At 69.8% G+C, this 23,683-nt stretch carries 20 protein-coding genes; 9 read left to right on the top strand and 11 right to left on the bottom strand.

Going from position 1 to position 23,683, the window contains the following annotated elements:
- The first annotated feature begins 43 nt into the window (after nt 1-43).
- The 3 genes from ACJQWL_RS10115 (at nt 44) to ppa (ending at nt 3,786) form a co-directional block, all read left to right on the top strand.
- Nucleotides 44-1,678 (top strand): mechanosensitive ion channel, encoded by a 1,635-nt coding sequence (locus ACJQWL_RS10115; protein WP_330968319.1) that lies wholly within the window; start codon nt 44-46, stop codon nt 1,676-1,678.
- Between the two features lie 206 nt (nt 1,679-1,884).
- Nucleotides 1,885-3,027: a hypothetical protein gene (locus ACJQWL_RS10110; RefSeq protein ID WP_411300877.1), complete on the top strand. Its 1,143-nt coding sequence runs from the start codon at nt 1,885-1,887 to the stop codon at nt 3,025-3,027.
- Between the two features lie 210 nt (nt 3,028-3,237).
- On the top strand, nt 3,238-3,786 hold the full coding sequence (gene ppa, locus ACJQWL_RS10105) for an inorganic diphosphatase (RefSeq protein WP_330968318.1): 549 nt from the start codon (nt 3,238-3,240) through the stop codon (nt 3,784-3,786).
- A gap of 104 nt (nt 3,787-3,890) precedes the next feature.
- On the opposite strand, the gene ACJQWL_RS10100 is transcribed toward ppa, so the two are convergent.
- Entirely contained in the window at nt 3,891-4,886 is a 996-nt protein-coding gene (locus ACJQWL_RS10100; RefSeq protein ID WP_330968317.1) for an aspartyl/asparaginyl beta-hydroxylase domain-containing protein, read from the bottom strand.
- A gap of 174 nt (nt 4,887-5,060) precedes the next feature.
- Entirely contained in the window at nt 5,061-6,938 is a 1,878-nt protein-coding gene (gene thiC / locus ACJQWL_RS10095; protein ID WP_330968316.1) for a phosphomethylpyrimidine synthase ThiC, read from the bottom strand.
- A gap of 276 nt (nt 6,939-7,214) precedes the next feature.
- Between thiC and ACJQWL_RS10090 the strand changes: the two genes are divergently transcribed.
- Nucleotides 7,215-7,832 carry a hypothetical protein gene (locus ACJQWL_RS10090; RefSeq protein ID WP_330968315.1) on the top strand — a complete coding sequence of 206 codons (618 nt, stop codon included), beginning with the start codon at nt 7,215-7,217 and terminating at the stop codon, nt 7,830-7,832.
- Between the two features lie 186 nt (nt 7,833-8,018).
- Here the strand turns inward: ACJQWL_RS10090 and ACJQWL_RS10085 are convergent, their stop codons facing one another.
- Nucleotides 8,019-11,210, bottom strand: coding sequence for an efflux RND transporter permease subunit (locus ACJQWL_RS10085; RefSeq protein WP_330968314.1), 3,192 nt, complete (start codon nt 11,208-11,210; stop codon nt 8,019-8,021).
- Between the two features lie 2 nt (nt 11,211-11,212).
- Nucleotides 11,213-12,292 carry an efflux RND transporter periplasmic adaptor subunit gene (locus tag ACJQWL_RS10080; protein ID WP_330968313.1) on the bottom strand — a complete coding sequence of 360 codons (1,080 nt, stop codon included), beginning with the start codon at nt 12,290-12,292 and terminating at the stop codon, nt 11,213-11,215.
- Nucleotides 12,293-12,395: 103 nt separating this feature from the next.
- Between ACJQWL_RS10080 and ACJQWL_RS10075 the strand changes: the two genes are divergently transcribed.
- The 3 genes from ACJQWL_RS10075 (at nt 12,396) to ACJQWL_RS10065 (ending at nt 15,412) form a co-directional block, all read left to right on the top strand.
- Nucleotides 12,396-13,058: a TetR/AcrR family transcriptional regulator gene (locus ACJQWL_RS10075; RefSeq protein ID WP_411300876.1), complete on the top strand. Its 663-nt coding sequence runs from the start codon at nt 12,396-12,398 to the stop codon at nt 13,056-13,058.
- A gap of 126 nt (nt 13,059-13,184) precedes the next feature.
- Nucleotides 13,185-13,856: a protein-L-isoaspartate O-methyltransferase family protein gene (locus ACJQWL_RS10070; protein WP_330968311.1), complete on the top strand. Its 672-nt coding sequence runs from the start codon at nt 13,185-13,187 to the stop codon at nt 13,854-13,856.
- A 122-nt stretch (nt 13,857-13,978) separates the two neighbouring features.
- Complete coding sequence (locus ACJQWL_RS10065) at nt 13,979-15,412, top strand: TolC family outer membrane protein (RefSeq protein WP_411300880.1); 1,434 nt, start codon at nt 13,979-13,981, stop codon at nt 15,410-15,412.
- Nucleotides 15,413-15,543: 131 nt separating this feature from the next.
- On the opposite strand, the gene waaA is transcribed toward ACJQWL_RS10065, so the two are convergent.
- Nucleotides 15,544-16,836: a lipid IV(A) 3-deoxy-D-manno-octulosonic acid transferase gene (waaA, locus tag ACJQWL_RS10060; RefSeq protein WP_330968309.1), complete on the bottom strand. Its 1,293-nt coding sequence runs from the start codon at nt 16,834-16,836 to the stop codon at nt 15,544-15,546.
- Between the two features lie 89 nt (nt 16,837-16,925).
- Here waaA and lpxL point away from each other — a divergent pair, with 89 nt between their 5' ends.
- Nucleotides 16,926-17,840, top strand: coding sequence for an LpxL/LpxP family Kdo(2)-lipid IV(A) lauroyl/palmitoleoyl acyltransferase (lpxL, locus tag ACJQWL_RS10055; RefSeq protein ID WP_330968308.1), 915 nt, complete (start codon nt 16,926-16,928; stop codon nt 17,838-17,840).
- 42 nt (nt 17,841-17,882) lie between these two features.
- Here lpxL and ACJQWL_RS10050 read toward each other — a convergent pair whose 3' ends face one another.
- The 6 genes from ACJQWL_RS10050 to ACJQWL_RS10025 all read right to left on the bottom strand — a co-directional run bounded on the left by ACJQWL_RS10050 (nt 17,883) and on the right by ACJQWL_RS10025 (nt 22,593).
- On the bottom strand, nt 17,883-19,241 hold the full coding sequence (locus tag ACJQWL_RS10050) for an O-antigen ligase family protein (RefSeq protein ID WP_411300879.1): 1,359 nt from the start codon (nt 19,239-19,241) through the stop codon (nt 17,883-17,885).
- Entirely contained in the window at nt 19,210-20,376 is a 1,167-nt protein-coding gene (locus ACJQWL_RS10045; RefSeq protein WP_330968306.1) for a glycosyltransferase, read from the bottom strand. The genes ACJQWL_RS10050 and ACJQWL_RS10045 overlap by 32 nt, the downstream gene beginning before the upstream one ends.
- A gap of 24 nt (nt 20,377-20,400) precedes the next feature.
- Nucleotides 20,401-20,598 carry a zinc-finger domain-containing protein gene (locus ACJQWL_RS10040; RefSeq protein ID WP_330968305.1) on the bottom strand — a complete coding sequence of 66 codons (198 nt, stop codon included), beginning with the start codon at nt 20,596-20,598 and terminating at the stop codon, nt 20,401-20,403.
- 64 nt (nt 20,599-20,662) lie between these two features.
- Nucleotides 20,663-21,367, bottom strand: coding sequence for a pirin family protein (locus ACJQWL_RS10035; protein WP_330968304.1), 705 nt, complete (start codon nt 21,365-21,367; stop codon nt 20,663-20,665).
- Nucleotides 21,368-21,380: 13 nt separating this feature from the next.
- Entirely contained in the window at nt 21,381-21,968 is a 588-nt protein-coding gene (locus ACJQWL_RS10030) for a YceI family protein (RefSeq protein WP_330968303.1), read from the bottom strand.
- 37 nt (nt 21,969-22,005) lie between these two features.
- The gene (locus tag ACJQWL_RS10025) at nt 22,006-22,593 is read right to left on the bottom strand and encodes a malonic semialdehyde reductase (protein ID WP_330968302.1); all 588 of its coding nucleotides are present in this window, start codon (nt 22,591-22,593) and stop codon (nt 22,006-22,008) included.
- A 136-nt stretch (nt 22,594-22,729) separates the two neighbouring features.
- On the opposite strand from ACJQWL_RS10025, the gene ACJQWL_RS10020 reads away from it, so the two are divergent.
- The gene (locus ACJQWL_RS10020) at nt 22,730-23,683 is read left to right on the top strand and encodes a mitochondrial fission ELM1 family protein (protein ID WP_330968301.1); all 954 of its coding nucleotides are present in this window, start codon (nt 22,730-22,732) and stop codon (nt 23,681-23,683) included.

Below are 23,683 nucleotides of genomic sequence, written 5' to 3'. Positions count from 1 at the left end.
CGCACACCCCGCTGCCGGCCCCGCAAATTCCGGGAGGGAGACCATGCAACCTGTCACCTGGCAGCATTCGCTGCAGAACTCACTGGGCGTCTACCTGCCCAGCATGCTGGGCGCCCTGGCGATCCTGCTGCTGGGCTGGGTCGTCGCGCTGGTCGCCGCCGCGGGCACCCGCAAGGGCCTTGCCGCGCTGCGTACCAACGAGCGCCTCAACACACACACCACCGGTGATACGGACTTCGAGCGCATCGCCGGGCGCATCGCCTTCTGGGCGGTGCTGTTGCTGGCGTTGATCGGAGCGGTCGGGGTGCTGCGCATCGAAGGCGTCTCCGGACCGTTGTCGACGCTGGCCACCACGGTCATGTTGTACCTGCCCAGGCTGCTGCTGGCGGTGGGCCTGGCGCTGCTGGCGCTGCTGGTGGCCTCGGTGGTACGTGGGGTGGTCAACCGCGCCCTGGGCGCCACGCGGATGGACGAAAAGCTGTCGGAAACCGCCGACATGCAGCCGCTGTCCCACACCATGGGCAACGTTGCCTACTGGCTGGTGCTGCTGCTGTTCCTGCCCGCGATCGTCGGCGCTCTGCAGATCGAAGGCCTGATGGCGCCGCTGTCTGGCATGACGTCCGACTTCCTGGCGATGCTGCCGAACCTGTTCGCCGCCGTGGTGATCGGCCTGATCGGCTGGATCATCGCCAAGGCGGTGCGCGGCCTGGTCACCAACCTGCTGGCGGCCACCGGTGCCGATCGCATCGGCAACCGTCCGGGACAGGCCGGCGAAGGCCTGAGCCTGTCGCAGCTGGGCGGCACGCTCGCCTTCATCCTGGTGATCGTCCCCACGCTGATCGCGGCGCTGGACGCACTCAGGATCGACGCGATATCGATGCCGCTGACGCGCATGCTGGACGTGTTCCTGCAGGCGATCCCCAACCTCATCGCGGCCGCGGCCATCCTGATCATCGCCTGGTTCATCGGGCGCCTGGTCGCCGACCTGGTGACTCGCCTGCTTTCCAACCTGGGTTTCGACGCCCTGCCCGAGCGCTTGGGCATGAGTCATGCATTCGCCGGCCCGTCGCCCGACGTGGCGACCACTCCGGGGGCGTCGGGCATCAGCTCGCCAGCCGCCGAGGGCTACGCGCCGGCGTCCGGCAACGCGGCGCCGCCGCCTCCGGCAGCACGGGACACGGCGACGGTGGACGTCCGTGACACGGGGGCCGGCCTACCCACCTCGCTCTCGCAACTGGGCGGCCGGGTAGCGCTGTTCTTCATCATGCTGTTCGCAACCGTCGAGGCCGCCGCGCTGCTGGGCTTCGGCGGGGTCCGCGACCTGCTGGAAACCTTCATCGCCTTCGGTGCGGACATCCTGCTGGGCCTGGTGATCTTCGTGGTCGGCTACTGGCTGGCCAACCTGGCTGCGACCGCCATCCAGCGCGCCAATCGCGACAACGCCGAAGGACTGGCCAGGATCGCCCGCGTCGCCATCCTCGGCCTGGTCATCGCCATGGGCCTGCGCGCGATGGGCATCGCCGACGAGATCGTCAACCTGGCGTTCGGGCTGGTACTGGGCGCCGTGGCCGTGGCAGCTGCGCTGGCCTTCGGCCTGGGTGGCCGCGAGGCGGCCGGGGACGTTGCCAAGCGCTGGTCCAGCCAGTACCTGGACCGCAAGCCCCCGCCGCGGAACTGATCCGCGCGCAACACGGAGGCGGCGGCACTGGCCGCCGCCTCCGCTATCGGTCGGTTGTTTGATCTGGGTCATGGCCGACGCTGGGGGCACCGGTACGCTCAAGGCACCGGCACAGGGGTGCCGATCCGGTCAACCAGGACCCTGCGATGTTCGCCAGACCCGCCCCGCCACGATATCCCGGTAGCGGCCCCCGACGGACGCGCCCGATGGCTTACGCGGCGATCCTGCTTTCGGCGCTGTGCGCTCCGGGACCAGCCGCCGCCCAGTCGCGGCCGGCCGATTCGGCCTGGACCTTCGGGGGCGACCTGCGGGGTGGCTACTTCGCCACCCAGCAGAAGGCGCGCGACGGGTCGCGGTCGGATACCGACGCCTTCAACGCGCGCTTGCGCATGTCGATGCAGCGGGCGTTCAACGACCGCTGGACATTGCGAACGCGGGTGGCCGGGCGCTTCAGCAGCGCGCAGGACGGCAGTCGTGCGTACCTTCGCGGCTACGCACCCACCCGGACCGGCGCCGCCTTTGGCGACGTCACGCTGGACGAGGCCTATATCGGCTACGCGGCGCCTGACAACGGCCTGCGCCTGAAGGTCGGCCGCTTCCAGACCCAGTTCGCGCTTCCCGGCGTCCCCTCCAAGGGGCTGGATCGCAATGACAGCCCCAACACCGACGTAAACTGGACCGACGGCGTGCACCTGGACATGCCGGTCGGCGGCGGTTGGCGCGGCCACCTGGTCGCCGAGCACCGTCATGCGCGCGGCAGCGGCGGCGTGGCGCGCGCCCCGCTGGATTTCAGCGAGTCCGGCAGTCGGATATCGATGTTTACCGGCCTGCAGAACACCACCCGCTGGGGTCCGGTTGACCACCGCATGGTGTCCGTGGCCTGGATGCCCGACAGCCTGGCGCGGGACGGCCTGTCCAGGCCTGCACGCGAGGACTACCTGACCGTCAATGCACGCGTCTCCGCCACGTGGCCGCTGCGCGAAAGCGGTCTTCGCCTGGTTGCGGGCGCCGAGGCCGGTTACGCCTTCAACACCCCCACCGGGTCGGCGGTACGCACCGGACAGGCGGGTGACAGCGACGGCCTTGCATGGCAGGCGGCGGCGAGCCTGTACGACATCGCCCCGGGGCACCACCTTGGAGTGGCCTACGGCAGGACCGGCGCAGGCTGGCTGATCTCGCCGGACTTCCGCAACAACGACGAGCTGGTCGAGATCCGCTACCAGCGCCGCTTCAGCAAGTCCACGTCGATGGAGGCACGGCTGCGCGAGCGCCGCGAGCTCGAGCACCCCGCCGGTACCCGGGCGCGGGTGGACCACGACCTCTACGTGCGCGTGAGCCACCGCTTCTAGCCGCGCGAGCGGGCCTGCGAGCCTATGCCCCGATGGCCGGGCGCTGCCCGCCCGCGCCCGAAACGAGGAGTGGCTTGCCGGCCGGGTCCAGGTCCAGCTGACAGGCAAAGCACGCCCGACGTGCATGCTGCACCGCAGCAGCCAGACGGGTAACATGCCCGCCTTTCGGGACCGCGCCAATGCGGCCCTCCCCCGCATCTGGAGCTATACATGGGCCTGGACCTCGTCCCCACCGGCAACAATCCGCCGGATGAGATCAACGTCATCATCGAAATCCCCAAGGACGCAGAGCCCGTCAAGTACGAGGTGGACAAGGCATCGGGTGCGATCTTCGTCGACCGCATCCTGTCCACGCCGATGCGCTACCCCTGCAACTACGGCTACGTGCCGCACACGCTGTGCGGCGACGGCGACCCGGCCGACGTGATGGTCATCCTGCCGCTGCCGCTGATCCCCGGCTCGGTGATCCGTTGCCGTCCGGTTGGCGTCCTGAAGATGTCCGACGAGGCCGGCAGCGACGAGAAGCTGTTGGCGGTGCCGGTGGACAAGGTGTTCGCCGGCTACGGCCACATCCACGACATCGACCAGGTCAGCCCGCACTGGTGTGAACGCATCGGCCACTTCTTCGAGCACTACAAGGACCTGGAGAAGGGCAAGTGGGTGAAGATCGACGGGTGGGGCGACGCGAGCGCCGCCAAGGCGATCCTGACCGAGGCGATCCAGCGGTTCGAGGATTCGGCGGTCAAGCCGAACTTCTGAACCCGCGCCGGCCCCGGCCGCGCCAGGGTGTTCCACGCAGAATCGAAAAGGCCGCCCCCCGGGCGGCCTTTTTTCCTGTCGGGCCCGCTACCGGCCGCGGCGCGTCAGGCGTTGTCGCCCATGCGACGCTGGTCCTCGCCGGTGGCCACTGCGCTTGGGCTTGCGTCGGCCACCACGGCGGCGCGCGCGACCATCACCTGCATGGCGTCGAACCAGCGCAACTGGTTGTTCAGCACCAGGGGCTGTGCGGGACGGGCGACTTCGGCCAGATAACGTGCCAGCAACTCGCGGAACGCGTCATGGCCGTCGGGTGCATCGCCGAACCGGGACCACAGACCGTGCCAGGCCCGGGCGAATCGCATCGTCGCCTGGCGGACGGGTTGGAGGTTCGGGTGCGGCTGCGCATCGGCCATCAACTGACCCATGTGTGCGTTGAGCTCCCAGGGGGTCATCACCACCGGGACATTCACACGCTCGCATGCAAACGAACTCTCCGCGTCGGTGGGCGCGACCCGCCGGGGTTCCCAGATCCCCGGCCCGCGTGGCGCGGTGTGCGGGCGCGCGCCGGCGAGCATCGACCAGAACTGTTCGCCACCCACGGTGTCCACGACCAGGTGGATGCGCGACTGGACCGCGTCGTTGAGCACGCGGTGCTGCCGCCACGTATCGAATATCCAGCATTCCCCGGCGGCCATGTTGATGACTGCGTCGCCGCACTCGAAGCGCACGCTGGGCTGGGTCACGATGGGTACGTGGACCCGGACCCGCTCGGCCCAGTAGTAGCCCTGGTCGGCATGGCGCGCCACTTCCGCATGGCCCGACAGGCGCATCAGGCGGCTGCGCCCGATGGTTGCGCCCAGGCTGGCGAACACCTGCCGCAGGGTCGGGCTGGATGCCAGCGCCGGGGTGGGCTGCATCGATCCTGCGAACGACTCGTCGTCCGGGTTACCGCTCACCGCGACCAGCGGCAACATCGAGTTGCCCTCGAACCCCTGGGGGTGCGGCCGCCAGTGCGAATCATCGATGCGTCCGACTTCGTCGGCCAGCCGGGCCGCATCGAACAGCAGCGGCAACTGGATGAAGGGGACCTGCAATCTCATGGGGTGATGCCTGGCCGTTCAGTGCGATGCATCGTAACGCCACGCCCCCACTACACAAGACGCGCAGGCACGGGCCGAGCTACGCCCCGTTCCCGCGTCCAACGGATTCGTGGCCACCGGAGACGGGGTGCGGTTGCCGATGCTGCGACAGGCCATCGGTCCGCACCCGGCTGCTCAGGCCTTGCGGTACACCTCGGCACCCGCCTGCCGGAACTCGGCAGCCTTCTCCGCCATGCCGGCCTCGAGCACGGAGCCCTCGTCCATGCCGTGCTCGGCGGCGTACTCGCGCACGTCCTGGGTGATCTTCATCGAGCAGAAATGCGGCCCGCACATCGAGCAGAAGTGCGCGGTCTTGTGCGCATCCTTGGGCAGCGTCTCGTCGTGGTACTCGCGTGCCCGCTCGGGATCCAGGCCAAGGTTGAACTGGTCTTCCCAGCGGAACTCGAAACGCGCCTTGCTCATGGCGTTGTCCCGGGCCTGCGCGCCCGGGTACCCCTTGGCCAGGTCGGCCGCGTGGGCGGCGATGCGGTAGGCCATCAGGCCTTCGCGCACGTCCTGCTTGTTGGGCAGGCCCAGGTGCTCCTTCGGGGTCACGTAGCAGAGCATCGCGCAGCCGTACCAGCCGATCATCGCCGCGCCGATCGCGCTGGTGATGTGGTCGTAGCCCGGTGCGATGTCGGTGGTCAGCGGCCCCAGCGTGTAGAACGGCGCCTCGCCACACGTCTCCAGCTGCTTGTCCATGTTCTCCTTGATCAGGTGCATGGGCACGTGGCCGGGACCTTCCACCATGGTCTGCACGTCATGCTTCCAGGCGATTTGGGTCAGCTCGCCCAGCGTCTCCAGCTCGCCGAACTGGGCTGCGTCGTTGGCATCGGCGATCGAGCCCGGGCGCAGGCCGTCGCCCAGCGAGAAGGCCACGTCGTAGGCCTTCATGATTTCGCAGATCTCCTCGAAGTGCGTGTAGAGGAAATTCTCCCGGTGGTGCGCCAGGCACCATTTGGCCAGGATCGAGCCGCCGCGCGAGACGATGCCGGTCACGCGCCGCGCGGTGAGCGGCACGTAACGCAGCAGCACGCCGGCATGGATGGTGAAGTAGTCCACGCCCTGCTCGGCCTGCTCGATCAGGGTGTCGCGGAAGATCTCCCAGTTGAGCTCCTCGGCCTTGCCGTCGACCTTCTCCAGCGCCTGGTAGATCGGAACCGTGCCGATCGGAACCGGGCTGTTGCGGATGATCCATTCGCGCGTTTCGTGGATGTGCTTGCCGGTGGACAGGTCCATGACCGTGTCCGCGCCCCAGCGCATCGACCACACCAGCTTCTCCACTTCCTCGGCGATGCCCGAGGACACCGCGCTGTTGCCGATGTTGGCGTTTACCTTGGTCAGGAAGTTGCGGCCGATGATCATCGGCTCGCTCTCGGGGTGGTTGATGTTGCTGGGGATGATCGCGCGGCCGCGTGCCACCTCGTCGCGCACGAACTCCGGCGTGATCAGGCCCTGGATGCTGGCACCGAACGACTCGCCCGGGTGCTGTTTGAGCAGGTGCGCCTCGCGGATCGCATCGATGCGCTGGTTTTCGCGGATGGCGATGAACTCCATCTCCGGGGTCACGATGCCCCGCCGGGCGTAGTGCATCTGGGTGACGTTGGCCCCGGCGACCGCACGCCGCGGCTGCGGCCGGTTGCCGAAGCGCACGGCATCGAGCCTGGCGTCGGACTCGCGACGGCGGCCGAATTCCGAACTCAATCCGGCCAGCGCCTCGGAGTCGCCGCGCTCGGCAATCCACTGCGCGCGCAGCGGCGCCAGCCCACGGGCCAGGTCGATCTCGACCGCCGGATCGGTGTACGGACCCGAGCAGTCGTAGACCGCCAGCGGCGCGTTGTCCTCGCCGCCGAAGATCGTCGGCGTCCTGGCCAGGTCGATCTCGCGCATCGGGACCCGGATGTCCGGGCGCGACCCCTCCACGTGCACCTTGCGCGAACCGGGGATGGGCCGGACCACGTCGGATGACAGGCGGTCGGCCTGCTGGAGGAGATCGGAGGGCACTGCATTCATGGCGTTCGTCCTGGGAGGGCCGCACGGGCGGCGGGACGAAGCGGCGGCGCACGGCGCACCCCGGTGGGGCGCGGCGGCGAAGCTCCCTACGGCGGTCTCAACCGCGTCAGGTTCGAAGGGTCTGTCTCAACCGTGGCCCAGGGGCCGCGGTACCCCCGCTTCGCCGGGCATTGGACCACCGACCGGCCGGCAACGCCAGCGGCCGGCGTTCACCCGGGCCGGTTTGGTGCTGCGCCGCGGTTTGCCGCCGGGTCTCGGTCTGGGTACGGTGGCGCGATGAACACCCTCCTGCGCTCCAGCCTGCTCGCTGCCGCCGTTGCCCTGTCGGGTTGCGCCACGGTTCCCTCCCCCACCGCCACCGCGCCGCTGCCGGCGGACCGCTTCTACACGGGCCTGCAGGCGCTGTGCGGTCAAGCCTTCGCCGGCCGCGTAGTGGCCGACACCCCGCCGCCCACCGGTGAGGACCCGTTCGCGGGCAAGCCGCTGGTGATGCACGTTCGTGGCTGCGGCGACGACGCGTTGCGCGTCCCGTTCCACGTCGGCGAGGACCGCTCCCGGACCTGGGTCATCACCCGCACCGGGCCGGGCCTGCAACTCAAGCACGACCACCGCCACGAGGACGGCAGCGACGACGCGGTCACCATGTACGGCGGTGACAGCGCCAGCCTGGGAACCGCCGCGCGCCAGGAGTTCCCGGTCGACGAGTTCTCCAAGGCGATGTTCCTGCGCGAGGATCTGGACGCCTCGGTGACCAACACCTGGGCGATGGAACTGCGCCCCGGCCGTACGTTCGTCTATGAGCTGTCGCGCCCCGGTGGCCGGCTGTTCAAGGTCGAGTTCGACCTCACCGCACCGGTCGCCGTGCCGCCCGCGCCATGGGGCGACGAGGACTGACGCGAGTCGGACGGCGCTTGCCACGGATCAGGGTTGAGACGGCCGATAAGGCCGCGGCCCACGCCCCGGTGCGGCGTGGACTGCCTGGGGGGAGCGATTCTCCCGATCCCGACCTCGGTGCAATCCGTGTGCATCCGTGGCCAACGGTGCGGGCACCGCGCGCGCCCCCGACTGCGGCATCTCTACTCAGGAGGCGCGAGACTGGAGTGGCGCTGACGGGCGGTCCGGCTCCGGTGGCTTGACCCGGAACCAGGCCGCATACAGCGCCGGCAGGAAGAACAGCGTCAGCACCGTGGCCACCAGCAGGCCGCCCATGATCGCCACGGCCATCGGGCCGAAGAACGCACTGCGCGAGAGCGGAACCATGGCCAGGATCGCCGCCAGCGCGGTCAGTACGATGGGACGGAAACGCCGCACGGTCGCCTCGACAATGGCTTGCCAGGCTTCTGCACCGTCGCTGCGGTCCTGCTCGATCTGGTCCACCAGGATCACCGAATTGCGCATGATCATGCCGGCCAGCGCGATGGTGCCCAGCATGGCCACGAAGCCGAACGGCACCCGGAACACCAGCAGGAACAGGGTTGCGCCGATCAATCCCAGCGGTGCGGTCAGCAGGACCATCACGCTGCGTGAAAAACTGCGCAGCTGGACCATCAGCAGCGTGAACACCACCAGCAGGAACAGCGGCATGCCAGCGGCGATGGACGACTGCCCGCGCGCGGCATCCTCTACGCTGCCGCCCACCTCCACCGAGTACCCGTAGGGCAGCCCGGCGCGGATGCCGTCGAGGGTCGGCGAGATCTGAGCCGCGACCGTGGCGGGCTGCGTGCCGTCGTAGATGTCGGCGCGAACAGTCATCGTCGGCCGGCGGTCGCGGTGCCAGATGATGCCTTCCTCGAACGTGTGCTCCAGGGTGGCCACCTGGGTCAGCGGCACGCTGGTGCCGTTCGCGGTGGGCACCATGAGGCTGCCCAGCATGTCCAGCCGCAGCCGCTCCTCGTCGGTTCCCCGCAGCGACATCTCGACCAGCTCGTTGCCTTCCCGGTAGGTGCTGATATGGCTGCCCGAGAGCGAGCTGGACAGGAACTGCGACAGCTGTGCGGAGCTGACGCCGAGTGCGCGCGCGCGTTCCTGGTCGACGTGCAGCCGTACGACCTTGACGGGCTCGTCCCAGTCGAGGTTGACGTTGGCCACGTGGGGATTGAGGCGCATCTGGTCGCGCACCCGGTAGGCGATCTCGCGGACCTGCCCGATATGCTCGCCGGACACGCGGAACTGCACCGGGTAGCCCACCGGTGGGCCGTTCTCCAGCCGGGTGACGCGCAACTGCAGTTCCGGGAAGCGCGGCACGACCTCGCCGATGACCCACTCGCGCAAGGCCTCGCGCGCCTCGATGTCCCGGGGCATCAGCACGAACTGGGCGAAGTTGGCGGCCGGCAACTGCTGGTCAAGTGGCAGGTAGAAGCGCGGTGACCCGGTGCCGATGTAGGCCACGTAGTTCTCGAGGCCGGCCCGCCCGGCCAACATCGCTTCCAGCCGGCCGGCCGCTTGAGTGGTTGCCTTGAGCGAACTGCCCTCCGCAAGCTCCATGTCGACCATGAGTTCGCGCCGCACCGAATCGGGGAAGAACTGCTGGGGCACGAAACGGAACAGCACCAGCGACGCGACGAACAGCGCCACCGTGCCGCCGATCACCGTCCAGCGGCGGCGGATGCACCAGCCCAGCCAGCCCCGCAACCGCGTGTAGAAGCGGGTGGCATACGGGTCGTGATCTCCGCGGTCATGGAGCTGCGGCGCGATGATGTCGGCAAACGCCGGGTAGCGGTCCGCCCACTCCCGGCGGCGTGCCTGCCAGCGCGCGGCCAGCGAGCCCGGCCGGGGGGCCGCGGATTGTCCGTGATCGGGCAGCAGCTTGTCGCCCAGGTAGGGAATGAACACGACCGCGGCGATCCACGACACCAGCAGCGCGATCGTCACCACCTGGAACAGGGAGCGGGTGTACTCGCCGGTGCTCGAGGCCGCCGTTGCGATCGGCAGGAAACCCGCGGCGGTGATCAGCGTCCCGGTCAGCATCGGGAAGGCGGTGGACTCCCAGGCGAATGCCGCGGCCTTGAGCCGGCTGAAGCCCTGCTCCATCTTGATGGCCATCATCTCCACCGCGATGATCGCGTCGTCGACCAGCAGCCCAAGCGCGAGCACCAGCGCGCCCAGGGAGATCTTGTGCAGGCCCACGCCGAGGAAGTCCATCACCGCGAATGTCATCGCCAGCACCAGCGGGATCGACAGCGCCACCACCAGCCCGGTGCGCCAACCAAGCGACAGGAAACTCACCAGCAGCACGATCCCGACCGCCTCGGCCAGCACCTTGACGAACTCGCCCACCGAGTCGGCCACCGCGGCCGGCTGGTCGGACACCTTGCGCAGCGCCATGCCCGCCGGAAGCGTGTCCTGCAGCAGCGCGAACTCGTGCTCCAGCGTTTGCCCGAGCTCGAGGATGTCGCCACCCTGGCGCATCGCCACGCCGATGCCGATCGCATCCTCTCCCATGAACCGCATGCGCGGACCCGGCGGGTCGGCGAAGCCCCGGTAGACCTCGGCCACGTCGCCCAGCCGGAACGTGCGATCGCCGACGCGGATCGGGAAGTCGCGGATCTCGTCCACCGAAGCGAACTTTCCATCCACGCGCAGGGGCACGCGGCTGCTGCCGGTTTCGAAGAAGCCGGCGGGCACCATGGCGTTCTGCTGGTCCAGCGCCTGCTTGACCGCCGATGCCGGAACCCCGAGCGTCGCCAGCCGGGTATTGGACACTTCGACCCAGACCTTTTCGTCCTGCACCCCGAACAACTCGATCTTGCCGACGTCGGGGACATCCTGGAGCGCCAGCTGCACGCGCTCGGCGTAGTCCTTCAGCACCGCGTAGTCGAAGCCCTCGCCGGTCAGTGCGTAGATGTTGCCGAAGGTGTCACCGAACTCGTCGTTGAAGAACGGCCCGATGACGTCCGCCGGCAGCAGCGGACGCAGGTCACCGACCTTCTTGCGCACCTGGTACCAGAGCGGCGCGATCTCGGCCGAACGCATCGAGTCGCGCGCGGCGAATATCACCTGTGACTCGCCCGGCCGCGAGTACGAGCGGATGAACTCGTACTCCCCCGTCTCCATCAGCTTCTGCTCGATCCGCTCGGTCACCTGGCGCGAGACCTCTTCGGCGGTGGCACCGGGCCAGCGGGTCTGGATCACCATCACCTTGAAGGTGAACGCGGGGTCCTCGCTGCGCCCCAGGTTGAGATAGGACAACGTGCCGGCCATCGCCAGCACCAGCATCGCGTACACCACCAGGCTGCGGTGGCGCAGGGCCCACTCGGAAAGATTGAAGCGCATGCTCAGGGACGCACGGGACGGTTGTCGCGATCCACCGGCGCCACCTTCTGCCCGTCGCGCAACAGGTGGCCGCCGGCGGTGACCACCCACTCGGCCGGGGAAAGACCGTCCAGCACCACGACGTGGTCGGCGCCATACGGACCGATGCGGACAGGGCGAAGCTCGATCGTCGAATCGGCGGGTTTGACGACAAAGACCGCCGGCGACCCGTCACCCCGGAGCAGCGCCGACAGCGGCACGCTCAGGCGGGCGCCGCCGTCTCCCGCGAGGTAGACGCGCGCGCTCTGGCCCAGCTCGACCGTTCCGGCCGGGGCGTCGATGGTGGCGCGTGCAGCGAAGGTGCGTGATGCCGGATCCGCCGCAGGCGCGATCTCGCGGATGCGACCCGGCAGCCGGCGGCCGTCCCCGGCCCACAGCGACACCTGCACCGGGTCACCCACGCCAACGCCGGCCAGCGCGCCCTCAGGCACCGCGAACAGCACCTCGCGGGGCCCGTCGGCGGCCAGTGAGAAAACCGGTTGCCCCGCACCCACCACCTGCCCGGCCTCGGCCTGGCGTGCGGTAATCACGCCATCGGCCGGCGCGGCCAACCGCGTGTAGCCCGCCTGGTTGCGCGCCACGTCCAAGGATGCGCGCGCAGCCGTGGCCTGACCTTGCGCGGCGGTCGCGGCGGCGTTGCTTGCATCGATCGTTGAGCGGCTGACGAGCCGGTCCTCGCCCAGTTGCGTGAAGCGCGCCTGGTCTGCACGGGCGCGCTGCAGTTCGGATTCGGCTGCGGCGAGCTGGGCCTGGGCGGCCCGGGTCTGGGCTTGCAGGTCTCCCGGATCCAGCCGCGCCAGCACGTCGCCGGCGCGAACCCGATCCCCGACATCGACTGTGCGCTCCACCAGCTTGCCGCCCACGCGGAAGGACAGTGCGCTTTCTTCCCGCGCACGCACGTCACCGGCGAAAGCGCTGGTCGAATCCGAGGCCACCGTCGGCCGGGCGACCAGCACCGGGCGAACCGGCTCGGATGAATCATCGCCGCCGCCGCATCCGGCCAGCAGGAAGACCGCCATGAATAGCGGGGGCAGAACCGGCATTCGCGCGGTAGTGGGAGCGGGTCGCATGGAAACGGCCTCAGGGCTAATTAATGCACCACCCGGTACTGTATAATTATCGAACCGCCTGGTCTAGTATTGAATGATGCCTGATTCCATCAGAAGCGGTCGCGCCAACAAGCCCGCCGGCGCTGGCCGTCCCAAGGACCTGGCCAAGCGTGCTGCGATCCTGGAGGCGGCCAAGCGGATGTTCACCCGCAACGGGTTCGAGGGCGCCAGCATGGACCAGATCGCCACCGAGGCGGGCGTGTCCAAGCTGACCGTCTACAGCCACTTCGGCGACAAGGACACCTTGTTCGTGGCTGCCGTGCGGGCCTATTGCGAGCAGCAGCTGCCATCCTCGCTGTTCCAGACGGAAGCTCCCGGGATGCCGTTGCGTGAGCGCCTGCTGGCGATCGCCCGCGCCTTCTACGTGATGGTCAGCAAGCCCGAAGCGGTTGCCGGCCACCGGGTGCTGTGCTCGCCGCAGCTGAGCGACTCACCCTTGCCGCGGATGTTCTGGGACGCGGGCCCTCAGCGGGTGCAGGACGAGTTCGCCGCCCTGCTGCGCCGTCGCATCGCCGCCGGCGAACTGGACATTGCCGACGTGGGGCGAGCGGCCGCGCAGTTCTTCACCCTGGTCAAGGGCGAGCCGCATGCGCAGCTGGTGTTCGGGTGTTGCGACCCGATGGGCGAGGACGGTATCGAGTCCCACCTGGCGGCGTCGGTCGATCTGTTCCTGCGGGGCTATGGTGTCCACCGCCGGTAGCCGGCGCGGGGCCGTCGGTCCCGGTGACTTCCGGCACTCAGCCGACCCGGCGCGGCGCAGCGATGCTAGGCACGCCGGCCGCCATGGCGCCGGTACAATGCGCGGCTTGCCCGCAAGAGCTTGCAGATGACGACGATGGACTACGCCAAGGCCCGGGAACTGATGGTTGAGCAGCAGGTGCGTCCCTGGGACGTGCTGGACATGCGCGTGCTCGACACCCTGTCCGACCTCCCGCGCGAAGCCTTCGTGCAGGAACAGCACCGCAACCTGGCCTACGCCGACCTGGCGCTGCCGCTGGGCCATGGCGAGTCGATGATGAAGCCGGTGGTTGAAGGCCGCACCCTGCAGTCGCTGGCACTGGAGCCCACCGAGGACGTGCTGGAGATCGGTACCGGTAGCGGCTTCCTGTCGGCGTGCCTTGGCCGGCTCGCACGTGACGTCGTCAGCCTGGAGATCCATGCCGACCTGGCCGATGCCGCGCGAGCACGCCTGCAGCGCCAGCAGATCGGCAACGTCGAGGTGGTCAACGCCGACGCGTTCGGATGGGAAACGCAGCGCCGCTTCGATGCGATCTGCCTCACCGGCGCGACAGCGGTGGTCCCGCACGACTTGCTGCGCTGGCTTCGCCCGGGCGGTCGCCTGTTCGTGGTGCATGGCCGCTCGCCGGCGATGGACGCCGCATTGGTGCACGCCCCGGAGGCGGGCGGCGACGTCTACGCTCCCCGCATCGAATCGCTGTTCGAAACCGATCTTCCGTATCTCGCCGGGGCCGCGCCACGTCCCAGCTTTGTTCTCTGACCGGCCGACCGGCCGGACTGGACCCAGCCAACCCGCGAGTCCCCGCAGTGCCGCGCCGGAGGGTGCGGATGTCAAGAAAAGGAAACCGCATGACCCGCCGCCCGCATCCAGTCCGCCGCGCCATCACCCGCCGGCCCGCCCTCCTCGCCCTGGCGATCGCCCTGCTGCTGCCCGCGGCCGCTTCGGCCGAGGACCTGTTGCAGACGTATGAACTGGCGCGACAGGGCGACCCGCAGCTGTCGGCCGCCGAGTCGAACCGCCTGGCCATCCGCGAAGGCTCGGTGCAGGCGCGGGCCGCCATGCTGCCGCAGCTCAACGGTGAGGCGTCCTACCGCCGCGCACGCAGCGAAGGTCCGGCGACGCAGACCCAGTTCGATCCCAACTCGGGCACGCCGGTGGAGTTCCGCGGCGACATCGAAAGCGAAACGACCACGCGAAACGTCGGCATCAACGGCAGCCAGATGCTGTTCGACATGTCGCGCCTGACCACGCTGGGCAGCCGTAATGCGCTCAGCCGCGCCAGCGACTTCCAGCTGGAGTCGGCCAACGACTCGCTGGTGACCCGCACCTCGGCGGCGTACTTCAGCGTGCTGGTGGCGTTGGAGACCCTGGCCGCGGCCGAGGCCGCCGAGACAGCGCTGCAGAAGCAGTTCGACTTCGCATCCAAGCGCCTGGAAGTCGGGCTGGCGCCGATCACCGATGTGCACGAGGCGCGCGCTACCTTCGACAGCGCGCGCGCCAATACCATCCTGGCCCGCAACGCGGTCGAAGATGCCTACCAGGCGCTGGCGGAGATCACCGGCCAGCCGGTGCGCAACCTCAAGGGTCTCCCGGAGGACTTCCAGCCCGCACTGCCCGCCAGCCGCGGCGCCTCGCAATGGGTGCAGACGGCGATCGAGAACAACCCCGCCCTGCGCGCCAAGCAGCTGCAGGTCGAATCGGCCGAGTCCGACATCCGCACCGCGCGCGCCGGCCACTTGCCTACGCTGTACCTGGGCGGCGGCTATGGCGATACCAAGACCACCGGCGACCGCACCTTCAGCAGCTCCGACCTCCCGACCTCGGTCACCAGCCCGATCGAGAGCGAGAGCCGCGGACCCAACGTCGGAATCACCCTGTCGGTGCCGATCTTCTCCGGCGGCGCGACGCAATCGCGGGTCCGGCAGGCGGTGGCCCAGCGCGACGTTGCCCAGGACGAACTCGTGCAGCAACGCCGTGCGCTGGAGCGCAACACCCGCAGTGCCTACCAGGCGCTGGTGGCGGGCATCAGCGAGATCGAGGCGCGCCGACTGGCGCTGTTCTCGGCTCGCAGTGCCTATGACGCCTCCCAGGTAGGCCTGGAAGTGGGCACCCGCACCGTGCTGGACGTGCTGACCAACCAGCAGAACCTGTTCACCGCACAGCAGGCGCTGGCGCAGGCCCGCTACAACTACCTGCAGAACCTGCTGCTGCTCGAGCAAGCCGCCGGCACCCTGGACATCCAGGATGTGCAGGAGGTCAACCGGCTGCTGACGGTGGATACCCGGGCCCAGGTCCAGTCCGACCTGGACCCCTGACCGCCACTGCAAGATGATCCCCGGCGCTCCCGTCCGTCATGGCCGGGAGCGCTTTAGCATCCGCTCGCCGATCACGCCGCACTCCCAAGCCGCCATCGGGCGGGATGAAGCCGGCACGTAGGCTCGGGGCCTCACCGCGCGGGGAGCACCGGCTGCAACAGCGCCAGCGTCTGCGCCAACGCACCACGCCCGGTTTCCACCAGCGCCCGCCCCGATTCGGCCATGCGATGGCGGGCGTCGGCATCGTCAAGCAGCGCGAGCAACTGCACAGCCACGCCATCGGCGTCTTGGCATACGCGCAATGCGTCGGCATCGGCCAACCGCTTGGCGATGTCACTGAAATTGTGCAGGTGGGGGCCGGTGACGATTGCCGTCCCGGTTGCCGCGGCCTCCAGCAGGTTGTGCCCACCGACCGGCTGCAGGCTGCCGCCCACGAACGCCACCTGCGCGCAGGCGTAAAAGCTCATCAACTCGCCCAGGGTATCGACCACGAATACCGAATCGGACGCCGACGGCCAGCGCGCGCGCGACCGGGTGGACACCTGCATGCCCGAGGCGCGCGCATGTTCGGCCACGATCCGGAACCGCTCCGGGTGGCGCGGCGCCCACAGCACCAATGCGTCGGGGTGGCGGGCTCGCACGCGGCGGTGGATGGCGATCACCGCCGCCTCTTCGTCCTCGTGGGTGCTGGCGGCGATCCACACCGGGCGCGTGCCCGCATGGCGCCGGCATGTCTCCACGAAGTCGTCCAGCTCGACCGGCACGAGCACGTCGTACTTGAGGTTACCCACGTCCATGACCTGCTCGGAACGCGCGCCCAGCCGCACGAAGCGCATTGCGTCCCCCATCGATTGCGCCGCAACCGTACGCACCGTTCGCAGCGCGCGCGATACCAGTGGCGCAAGCACCCGGTATCCGCGCAGCGACCGCTCCGACAACCGCCCGTTGAGGATGAACACCGGCACCCCGCGATCCCGGCACCCGAACAACAGGTTCGGCCACAGTTCGGTTTCCATGATCAGGGCTGCGTGCGGCCGGTAGTGCGCGAGGAACCTGCCCACCGCGCCCGGCAGGTCATACGGGAGGTACACGTGCTCCACCTCGTCGCCCCACAGAGCACGGACACGCTCCGAGCCGGTGGGGGTGATCGTGGTGACCAGCAGCCGAAGGTCCGGGCGCCCGCGGCGCAACGCGTTGACGACCGGGACCGCGGCATTGACCTCGCCCACCGAGACCGCATGCAACCACAGCATCCGTGGGGGCGGCGGCGGTCGGTAGATCGCGTAGCGCTCGGGCCAACGCTGGAAATACGCAGGCGAGCGGAAGCCGCGCCAGATGAGGTGGTAGACCGTCACCGGGACCAGCAGGTAGAGCGCTGTGGAGTACACGGCGCGCAACAGGCGCTCGATCGGATCGGTCCGCATGCCGCAAGGATAGCGGCAGTGGTGGCGAACCCGGGACCGCCTCGACGGCGAGTCCGGGGCAGGGCCGGGCGCTTCGCTAGAATCCACCCATGCCCGTCGCACCCGAACCCCTTTCCCCGCCGCCCAGGGGACCGCGCCACTGGCCCACCTGGCTCGCACTGGGCGCCATGGTGCTGGCCGGTCGACTGCCGTGGCCCGTGCAGCGGGGGCTGGGACGCGCGCTGGGCACCGTGCTCTACCACCTGGTCCCGAGCCGACGCCGCTCGGCGTCGACGAATCTTCGACTGTGCTTTCCCGACCTGGACGAAGCGACGCGCGAGGCACTGTTGCGGGCGAGTTTCAAGGACCTGGGCGTGGGCCTGTTCGAGTTCACGCGCGCGTGGTGGGGCGACGTTACGCCGATGCGGCGGACGGTACGGATCGAGGGCCTCGAGCCGATACGGGCGCTGCATGCTCAAGGTCGCGGGGTACTGCTGGTGTCGGGTCATTTCATGACCCTGGAGATGTGTGGCCGGTTGATGTGCGACCAGCTGCCGCTGGCAGGCATGTACCGTCCCTATCGCAGCCCGGTCATGGAGTGGGCGGTGCGGCGCGGGCGGGCGGAATACGCGGCGGCGATGTTCGGCAACGAAGAGTTGCGTCCTGCCATGCGCCACCTCAAGAAGGGCGGCATCCTCTGGTACGCGCCCGACCAGGACATGCGAGGCAAGGACACGGTGTTCGCACCGTTCTTCGGCGTACCTGCCGCGACGATCACCGCGACCCACCAGTTCGCCCGGCTCACCGGCTGCGCGGTGGTGCCGTTCTTCCACCGCCGCGAAGGTGCCGATTACGTGCTGCGGCTGGGCGCGCCGCTGGACGGCTTCCCTTCCAGTGATGCGCTGGCCGACAGCACGCGGGTCAACGCCGCCATCGAGGCGATGGTGCTCGAGGCACCCAGCCAGTACCTGTGGATCCACCGTCGGTTCAAACGGCGCCCGCAGGGCGAGGAGAAGCCGTACTAGCGGCGCCCGCGCGACCAGCGGCTCCCGCGGTGGGTGGCGCGATCAGCCAGCCGCGGCGGGCGTGGGATCCGTGCCGTCCGGCGACGCCAGCAAGCTGCCGGCGTACAGCGCGGCCAGCAACAGCGTCAGGCCGCCCCAGAAGGTCGAATAGAACGCCAGGTGCGTGTTCAGCGGGAACACGGTTACCGCCAGCGCCAGCATCGCCGGCCGCGCCTTCTCACGCGACACGGCATCGGAGAAACGCCACGCACGCCAGGCCATGGCGGCACCCGCCAGCCACAGCAGCAGGCCGAAGAACCCGGTTTCACTCAGCACTTCCAGGACGATCTGGTGCGCGTGCAGCGCCGGCCCGTCCCCCCACGCCGCGACCTCACCGGGCTGGGGATCGCAGCCAGGGAATGCTTCGCGGAAGCCGCGTGCTCCCACGCCGTTGAGCGGCTGCTGGCGCACCATGCACGCCGCCGCGCCCCAGATCCGCGAGCGGCCCGAGAGCGCCATGTCGACCCCCTCCCCGTCGGCCTGCAGCACGTGCGTGGTACGCATCACGCGCTCGCGCACCTGCGGCGAAGCGGCCGTCAGCACCGCCAATGCAATTGCCCCGAACGCGAAGACACCCAGCAGCTTGCGCCAGCCCAGCAGGCCCCAGCCCGAAACCAGGATCACCAGGCCGAAGGTCAGCCACGACGCGCGCGACCCGGCCAGCACCACCACCAGTCCGACCGCCGCGACAGCCATCAGCCAGCCCGTCGCGCCGAAGCGGCGCCCGGCGGCAAACAGCAGGAACGGCGACAGGCTGGCCAGCACCAGACCCAGCTTGAGGTTGCACGGCCCGAGGACGCCGCTGAGCCGATCGACCCTGGCGATGTCCTCCGCGGTGCACATGCCGCGACCGCTGATGAGCTGCTTGGCCGAGTCGATCCCGAAGAACAGCGGGCTGGTTCCGGACACCGCCTGCGCCAGCGCATCGGCGGTCCATACCGCCATGATCACCGCCAGCCCGACGAAGGTGGTGCGGCGGCCCCGCTCGCTGGCCACCGCCGAAGCAGCCAGCCACAGGAACGGGAGGTAACGCAGGTCGAGGGCCGCCTCGCGCAGCGCCCGCCTGACGTCGACCGAGTCGAGCGCCGAGACCAGTTCGGGCAGCCAGTAGGCGAAGAACAGCACGCTGCTCAGGGCCCAGGCCTGGTGGCTGAGCAGCTCCGCCCCGCCCCGGAAGCGCGCCGCGACCAGCTGGTAGATGGCCACCAGCGCACCCAGTACCAGCACCGCCTCGGCATAGCCCGGGGCCGGCCACAGCGCGACGTGGGTGAGTATCCAGGCCGGTGCCCAGCGCCAGCCCGTGGCGATGGTGCGGCCGGGCCGCATGGCCTCAGCGGCAGGCGGGGTCGAGGAGTTCGGCATAGACGGCAAGGGTAGCGTCCTGCATGGCGCCAAGGGTGTAGGGGATCGACGGCGGCAAGGCCGGTAACTCGGTAAGCAGCGCGGCGGCGGTCTGCGCGAGCGAGGCGGTATCGAACGCCGCCACCGCTCCCGACGGTTGCAGCTGCTCGAGCAGTTCGCCCACCCCGCCGTGCGCCCAGCCCAGCACCGGCCGACCCACCGAAAGGGCCTCCAGCACCGTGCGGCCGAAGGCTTCGGGCTTGCGCGAGAGTTGCAGCACCAGGTCGCTGGCCGCGTACGCGCGCGCGATCGCGTCGGTCGGAGGGGAGAACGCCACCACGCCGTCGAGGCCCAGCGCGGCCGCCTGCGCCTCCAGCTCCCGGACATAGGCGCCACGCCCGGGCTCGCGCGCACCCGGCAGCCACAGGCGCGCATCCAGCCCGCTGGCCCGCAACGCCGCCAGCAGCTCGAGCGCGTCGGCGTGGCCTTTCAGCCGCGTGCCGCGTCCGGGCAGCAGCAACAGGGGGCCGCGCCCCCCCAGCGCCGGATACAGCGACTCCGCCCACCCACGCGCGCCGGCATCGGGCCGCACTGCGCGCGGGAAATCAACAGGGTCGATCCCGCGCGGGATCACCCGCAGCCGCGCCGCATCGATCCCTGGGTAGTGCCGCAGGACGTAGCGCCGCACGGTATCGGACACGCAGACCACGCGCTCGCCGCGGGTCATGACCGCGCTGTAGCGCGAGGGCGAGTTCAGCCCGTGCACGGTGGTGACGAAGCGCGGACGCGTACCGGGATCGATCCCCGCGACGGCGTGCCATCCCAGCCACGCCGGCAGGCGCGAGCGCGCGTGCACCAGGTCGGCGCGCTCGCCCAGCAACACTGCCCGCAAGGGGCGTACGTGCCGCAGGGCCAGCAACGACTTGCGTCCGATGTCGAGGGTGATGTGTTCGGCGCCCAGCGCCAGCAACCGCGGCACCAGCCGGCCTCCCGCGGAGACCACGAGGGCGCGATGGCCTGCAGCGACCAGCGCTGCGGCGATCTCAAGGGTCGAACGCTCGACCCCGCCCGACTCCAGGGCGGGCAGCAGCTGCACGATGGTCCGGCGCCCGGCCGGGCCGGGCCGGGGGGCCGAAAGGGCGCGCGGGCCGGTCACGGCCGCCACCGGGCGGGGTCCGGCTCAGTCCTCGAGCACGAAATGCGCGCCGCAATACGGGCACTGGCATTCGCGTTCGGCTTCGACCGGCAGGTACACCCGCGGGTGGGAGTTCCACAGCGCCATGGCCGGCATCGGACAGCTAACCGGCAGGTCCGCACGGGTCACGGTGTAGCGCTGCTGGGCGTTGGCCTGGGTGGGATGCTGGGCGGCGGCGGTCATGTCGATGGGTGTTCTCGCGGGGTCCGCAGTCTAGCAGCCGGCCCCGGCGATCGATGCCAAGCGGTCAGCCCGGCAGGTCGAACACCAGCGCCACCGCCTGCCCGCGGCCGATGGCCTCCAGCGCCAGCTCGCCGGCCTCGTCGACCAGGCCGAGGGCGTCGCCGGCCGATGCGGCCCGGTCGTTGACGGTGAGCTCGCCCGCAACGACTTGCACCCAGTAGCGCCGATCGGACTTGAGCGGGCGGCCGATCGCTTCCCCTTGGTCCAGCCGCGCTTCGAACAGCCGCGCATCCTGGCGAATCGCCAGGCTGCCGTCGGCGCCGTCGGGCGAGGCCATCAGCGTCCACGCACCGCCCCCCTCGCAGGCGCCGCGGTGGGCGTAGGCAGGCGCGGCGTTGACCCGGTCGGGCTGCAACCAGATCTGCAGGAAGTGCACCGGCTCCACGTCGGAGGCGTTGAACTCGCTGTGCTCGACCCCGTGGCCGGCGCTCATCCACTGCAGTTCGCCCGGTCCGATCACACCCCCGCCGCCGGTGCTGTCGCGGTGCGCAAGGCCACCGGACACCACGTAGCTGAGGATCTCCATGTTGGCGTGCCGATGCGGTTCGAAGCCGCCGCCCGGCGCGACGCGGTCTTCGTTGATCACCCGCAACATGCCAAAGCCCATCCACGCCGGGTCGTAGTAGTGCCCGAAGGAGAACGTGTGCCGGCTGTCGAGCCAGTCGAGCTGCACTTGGCCGCGCTCGGCGCCGGGACGCAAGACGATCATGTCCGGTGCCGCCTCAGCCCGCGTCGGGCTTGGGCACCACCGCCTCGGTGGTGATGCGGATCTGCACCTCGTCGCTGACGTTGGGCACATACATGCCCAGCCCGAAGTCGCTGCGCTTGATCGTTGTGGTCGCGTCGAACCCGGCCGCCGGTCGCTTGGCCATCGGCTGCTCGCCGATCCTGTTGATGGTGGTATCGAGCACGACCTCGCGGGTCACGCCGCGGATGGTCAGTTCGCCCACGACGCGCAGCCTGCCCTCGCCCGCAGCCTCGACCCGGGTGCTGGCGAAGGTGATTTCGGGGTGGTTGGCGGCATCGAAGAAATCGTCGCTGCGCAGGTGTTCGTTGAACGCCGGCACGTGCGCTTCCAGCCCGGCCAGCGGCAGGGTGACCTGCACCGATGACTGGCCGACGTTGTCGGGGTCGTAGGTGATCGCGCCGTCGGCCTGGCCGAAGTGCGCGATGGGGTTGGAAAATCCGAAGTGGCTCCACTGCGCGGTCACGTCGGTGTGGTTGGGGTCGATGTCGTAGGTCACCGGCGCGGCGGCGAGCGGGGCGGCGAAGGCGGTCGACAGGGCGAGGGTCAGCAGCAGGCGCTTCATTGCGGTTCTCCGGTACGTGGGGGCGAGGGGCACGGCATCACTCGATGCGCGCGGCCTCGGCGAAGGACAGGCGCGGCGAGCGCGGGAACAGATTGGCGGTGTCGCCGTGCCCCAGGTTGATGAGGAAGTTGGACTTGATCGCGGTGCCGGCGAAGAACGCGGCATCGACCTTGGCGTTGTCGAAGCCCGACATCGGCCCGGTGTCCAGGCCCAGCGCGCGCGCGGCCAGGATCAGGTAGGCGCCCTGCAGGCTGCCGTTGCGGAACGCCGCCTCGCGGCGACCCTCGCGCGGGCCCTCGAACCAGCTCTTGGCATCGGTGTGCGGAAACAGGTACGGCAGCTTTTCGTGGAAGTCCTCGTCATGGGCGACGATCACCGTGACCGGCGCCGCCAGGGTCTTGGCACGGTTGCCCTCGTCCAGTGCCGGCTCCAGCTTCGCCTTCGCCTCGGCCGACTTCACGAACACCAGCCGCGCCGGCGACATGTTGGCGCTCGTCGGACCCCACTTGGCCAGCTCGTAGAGTTGCCGCAGGGTGTCGTCGCTGACTTCGCCGCCGAGCTCGTTGTGGGTGCGGGCAGTGCGGAACAGCTGGTCGAGCGAGGCATCGGGCAGCGGACGGGACATGCGGTTCTCCTGGTTCATATCGGTACGGCGGCACGGCGGGCGCGCGTCGGCGCGCAGGGCAGCACCGTGGCGGGCCAGTGTAGAGTCTTGCCGGCAGGGCAACAGAGGCCGCCTTCGGAACGGATTGAACACACCCATGCAACAACGCGCCACTCCCACCTGGACGCTCACCGACGGTAACGCCGGCAACGTACGCCAAGCCGAGGCGCTGGTACGCGCGCTCGGCTTGGACGCGCGGGCCTGGGCGCTGCAGGCCCGGGCCCCGTGGGAATGGGCCGCGCCACGCCGGCTGCCCGGCGCCGCGCGCGCTTTCGGCGAGGACTTCCAGCGCGCGCTGGCCCGACCGCCGGCACTGGCGATCGGATGCGGCCGCCGGGCGGCGCTCGCCACCCGCCTGCTGGCCGCACGGGGTGCACGAAGCGTGCAGATACTCGCCCCGCGCATCCCACCGCGACACTGGGACCTGGTCATCGCCCCGGAGCACGACGGCCTGTCGGGCGGCAACGTGATCCGCATGCTGGGCAGCCTGAACCCGGTAGACGACGCGTGGCTGGCCGCGGCACGACACGAGTTCGTCGCGCTGGGAGATTTCCCCCGACCGCGCACCGCATTGCTGCTGGGCGGGCACAGCCGCCATTCAAGCTTCGACAGCGGATTGCTCGGGCAGGCCGCGGCGCGCATTGGCGCGGCCGTCGCGCGCGAAGGAGGCAGCGTGCTGGCGACCGCGTCCAGGCGCACCCCGGCGACCGCCAGGAGCCACCTGCGCGAACGCTTCATGGGCATTCCCGGCGTGGTCTGGACCGGCATCGAACCCGGTCCCAACCCCTATGCGGGGCTGCTGGCCTGGGCCGACCGCATCGTCTGCACCGCCGACTCGGTGAACATGCTGTCGGAGGCCTGCGCGACCGACGTGCCGGTATTCGTTGCCGGTGGCGACGCACTCCACGGACGGCCGCGCCGGTTCCTCGACAGCCTGCTGGGCAGCGGCCGCGTGCGGCTGCTGGACGATGCCCTGGCCGATTGGGCGGTCACCCCGCTGCGCGAGACCGCGCGCGTTGCCGACGAAGTGCGGTCGCGGCTGCGGCTTTGA

Origin of the sequence: Novilysobacter viscosus, assembly GCF_046600715.1 — a bacterium.
GTDB classification, from domain to species: Bacteria; Pseudomonadota; Gammaproteobacteria; order Xanthomonadales; family Xanthomonadaceae; genus Lysobacter_C; species Lysobacter_C viscosus.
Note: the sequence above shows the minus strand (reverse complement) of the source record. Positions and strands in the feature narration are given on the sequence as shown.

Coding starts and splice junctions, on each gene's coding strand:
- ACJQWL_RS10115 (WP_330968319.1), top strand. CDS start 44: ATGCAACCTGTCACCTGGCAGCATTCGCTGCAGAACTCACTGGGCGTC.
- ACJQWL_RS10110 (WP_411300877.1), top strand. CDS start 1,885: ATGGCTTACGCGGCGATCCTGCTTTCGGCGCTGTGCGCTCCGGGACCA.
- ppa (WP_330968318.1), top strand. CDS start 3,238: ATGGGCCTGGACCTCGTCCCCACCGGCAACAATCCGCCGGATGAGATC.
- ACJQWL_RS10100 (WP_330968317.1), bottom strand. CDS start 4,886: ATGAGATTGCAGGTCCCCTTCATCCAGTTGCCGCTGCTGTTCGATGCG.
- thiC (WP_330968316.1), bottom strand. CDS start 6,938: ATGAATGCAGTGCCCTCCGATCTCCTCCAGCAGGCCGACCGCCTGTCA.
- ACJQWL_RS10090 (WP_330968315.1), top strand. CDS start 7,215: ATGAACACCCTCCTGCGCTCCAGCCTGCTCGCTGCCGCCGTTGCCCTG.
- ACJQWL_RS10085 (WP_330968314.1), bottom strand. CDS start 11,210: ATGCGCTTCAATCTTTCCGAGTGGGCCCTGCGCCACCGCAGCCTGGTG.
- ACJQWL_RS10080 (WP_330968313.1), bottom strand. CDS start 12,292: ATGCCGGTTCTGCCCCCGCTATTCATGGCGGTCTTCCTGCTGGCCGGA.
- ACJQWL_RS10075 (WP_411300876.1), top strand. CDS start 12,396: ATGCCTGATTCCATCAGAAGCGGTCGCGCCAACAAGCCCGCCGGCGCT.
- ACJQWL_RS10070 (WP_330968311.1), top strand. CDS start 13,185: ATGACGACGATGGACTACGCCAAGGCCCGGGAACTGATGGTTGAGCAG.
- waaA (WP_330968309.1), bottom strand. CDS start 16,836: ATGCGGACCGATCCGATCGAGCGCCTGTTGCGCGCCGTGTACTCCACA.
- lpxL (WP_330968308.1), top strand. CDS start 16,926: ATGCCCGTCGCACCCGAACCCCTTTCCCCGCCGCCCAGGGGACCGCGC.
- ACJQWL_RS10050 (WP_411300879.1), bottom strand. CDS start 19,241: ATGCCGAACTCCTCGACCCCGCCTGCCGCTGAGGCCATGCGGCCCGGC.
- ACJQWL_RS10040 (WP_330968305.1), bottom strand. CDS start 20,598: ATGACCGCCGCCGCCCAGCATCCCACCCAGGCCAACGCCCAGCAGCGC.
- ACJQWL_RS10035 (WP_330968304.1), bottom strand. CDS start 21,367: ATGATCGTCTTGCGTCCCGGCGCCGAGCGCGGCCAAGTGCAGCTCGAC.
- ACJQWL_RS10030 (WP_330968303.1), bottom strand. CDS start 21,968: ATGAAGCGCCTGCTGCTGACCCTCGCCCTGTCGACCGCCTTCGCCGCC.
- ACJQWL_RS10025 (WP_330968302.1), bottom strand. CDS start 22,593: ATGTCCCGTCCGCTGCCCGATGCCTCGCTCGACCAGCTGTTCCGCACT.
- ACJQWL_RS10020 (WP_330968301.1), top strand. CDS start 22,730: ATGCAACAACGCGCCACTCCCACCTGGACGCTCACCGACGGTAACGCC.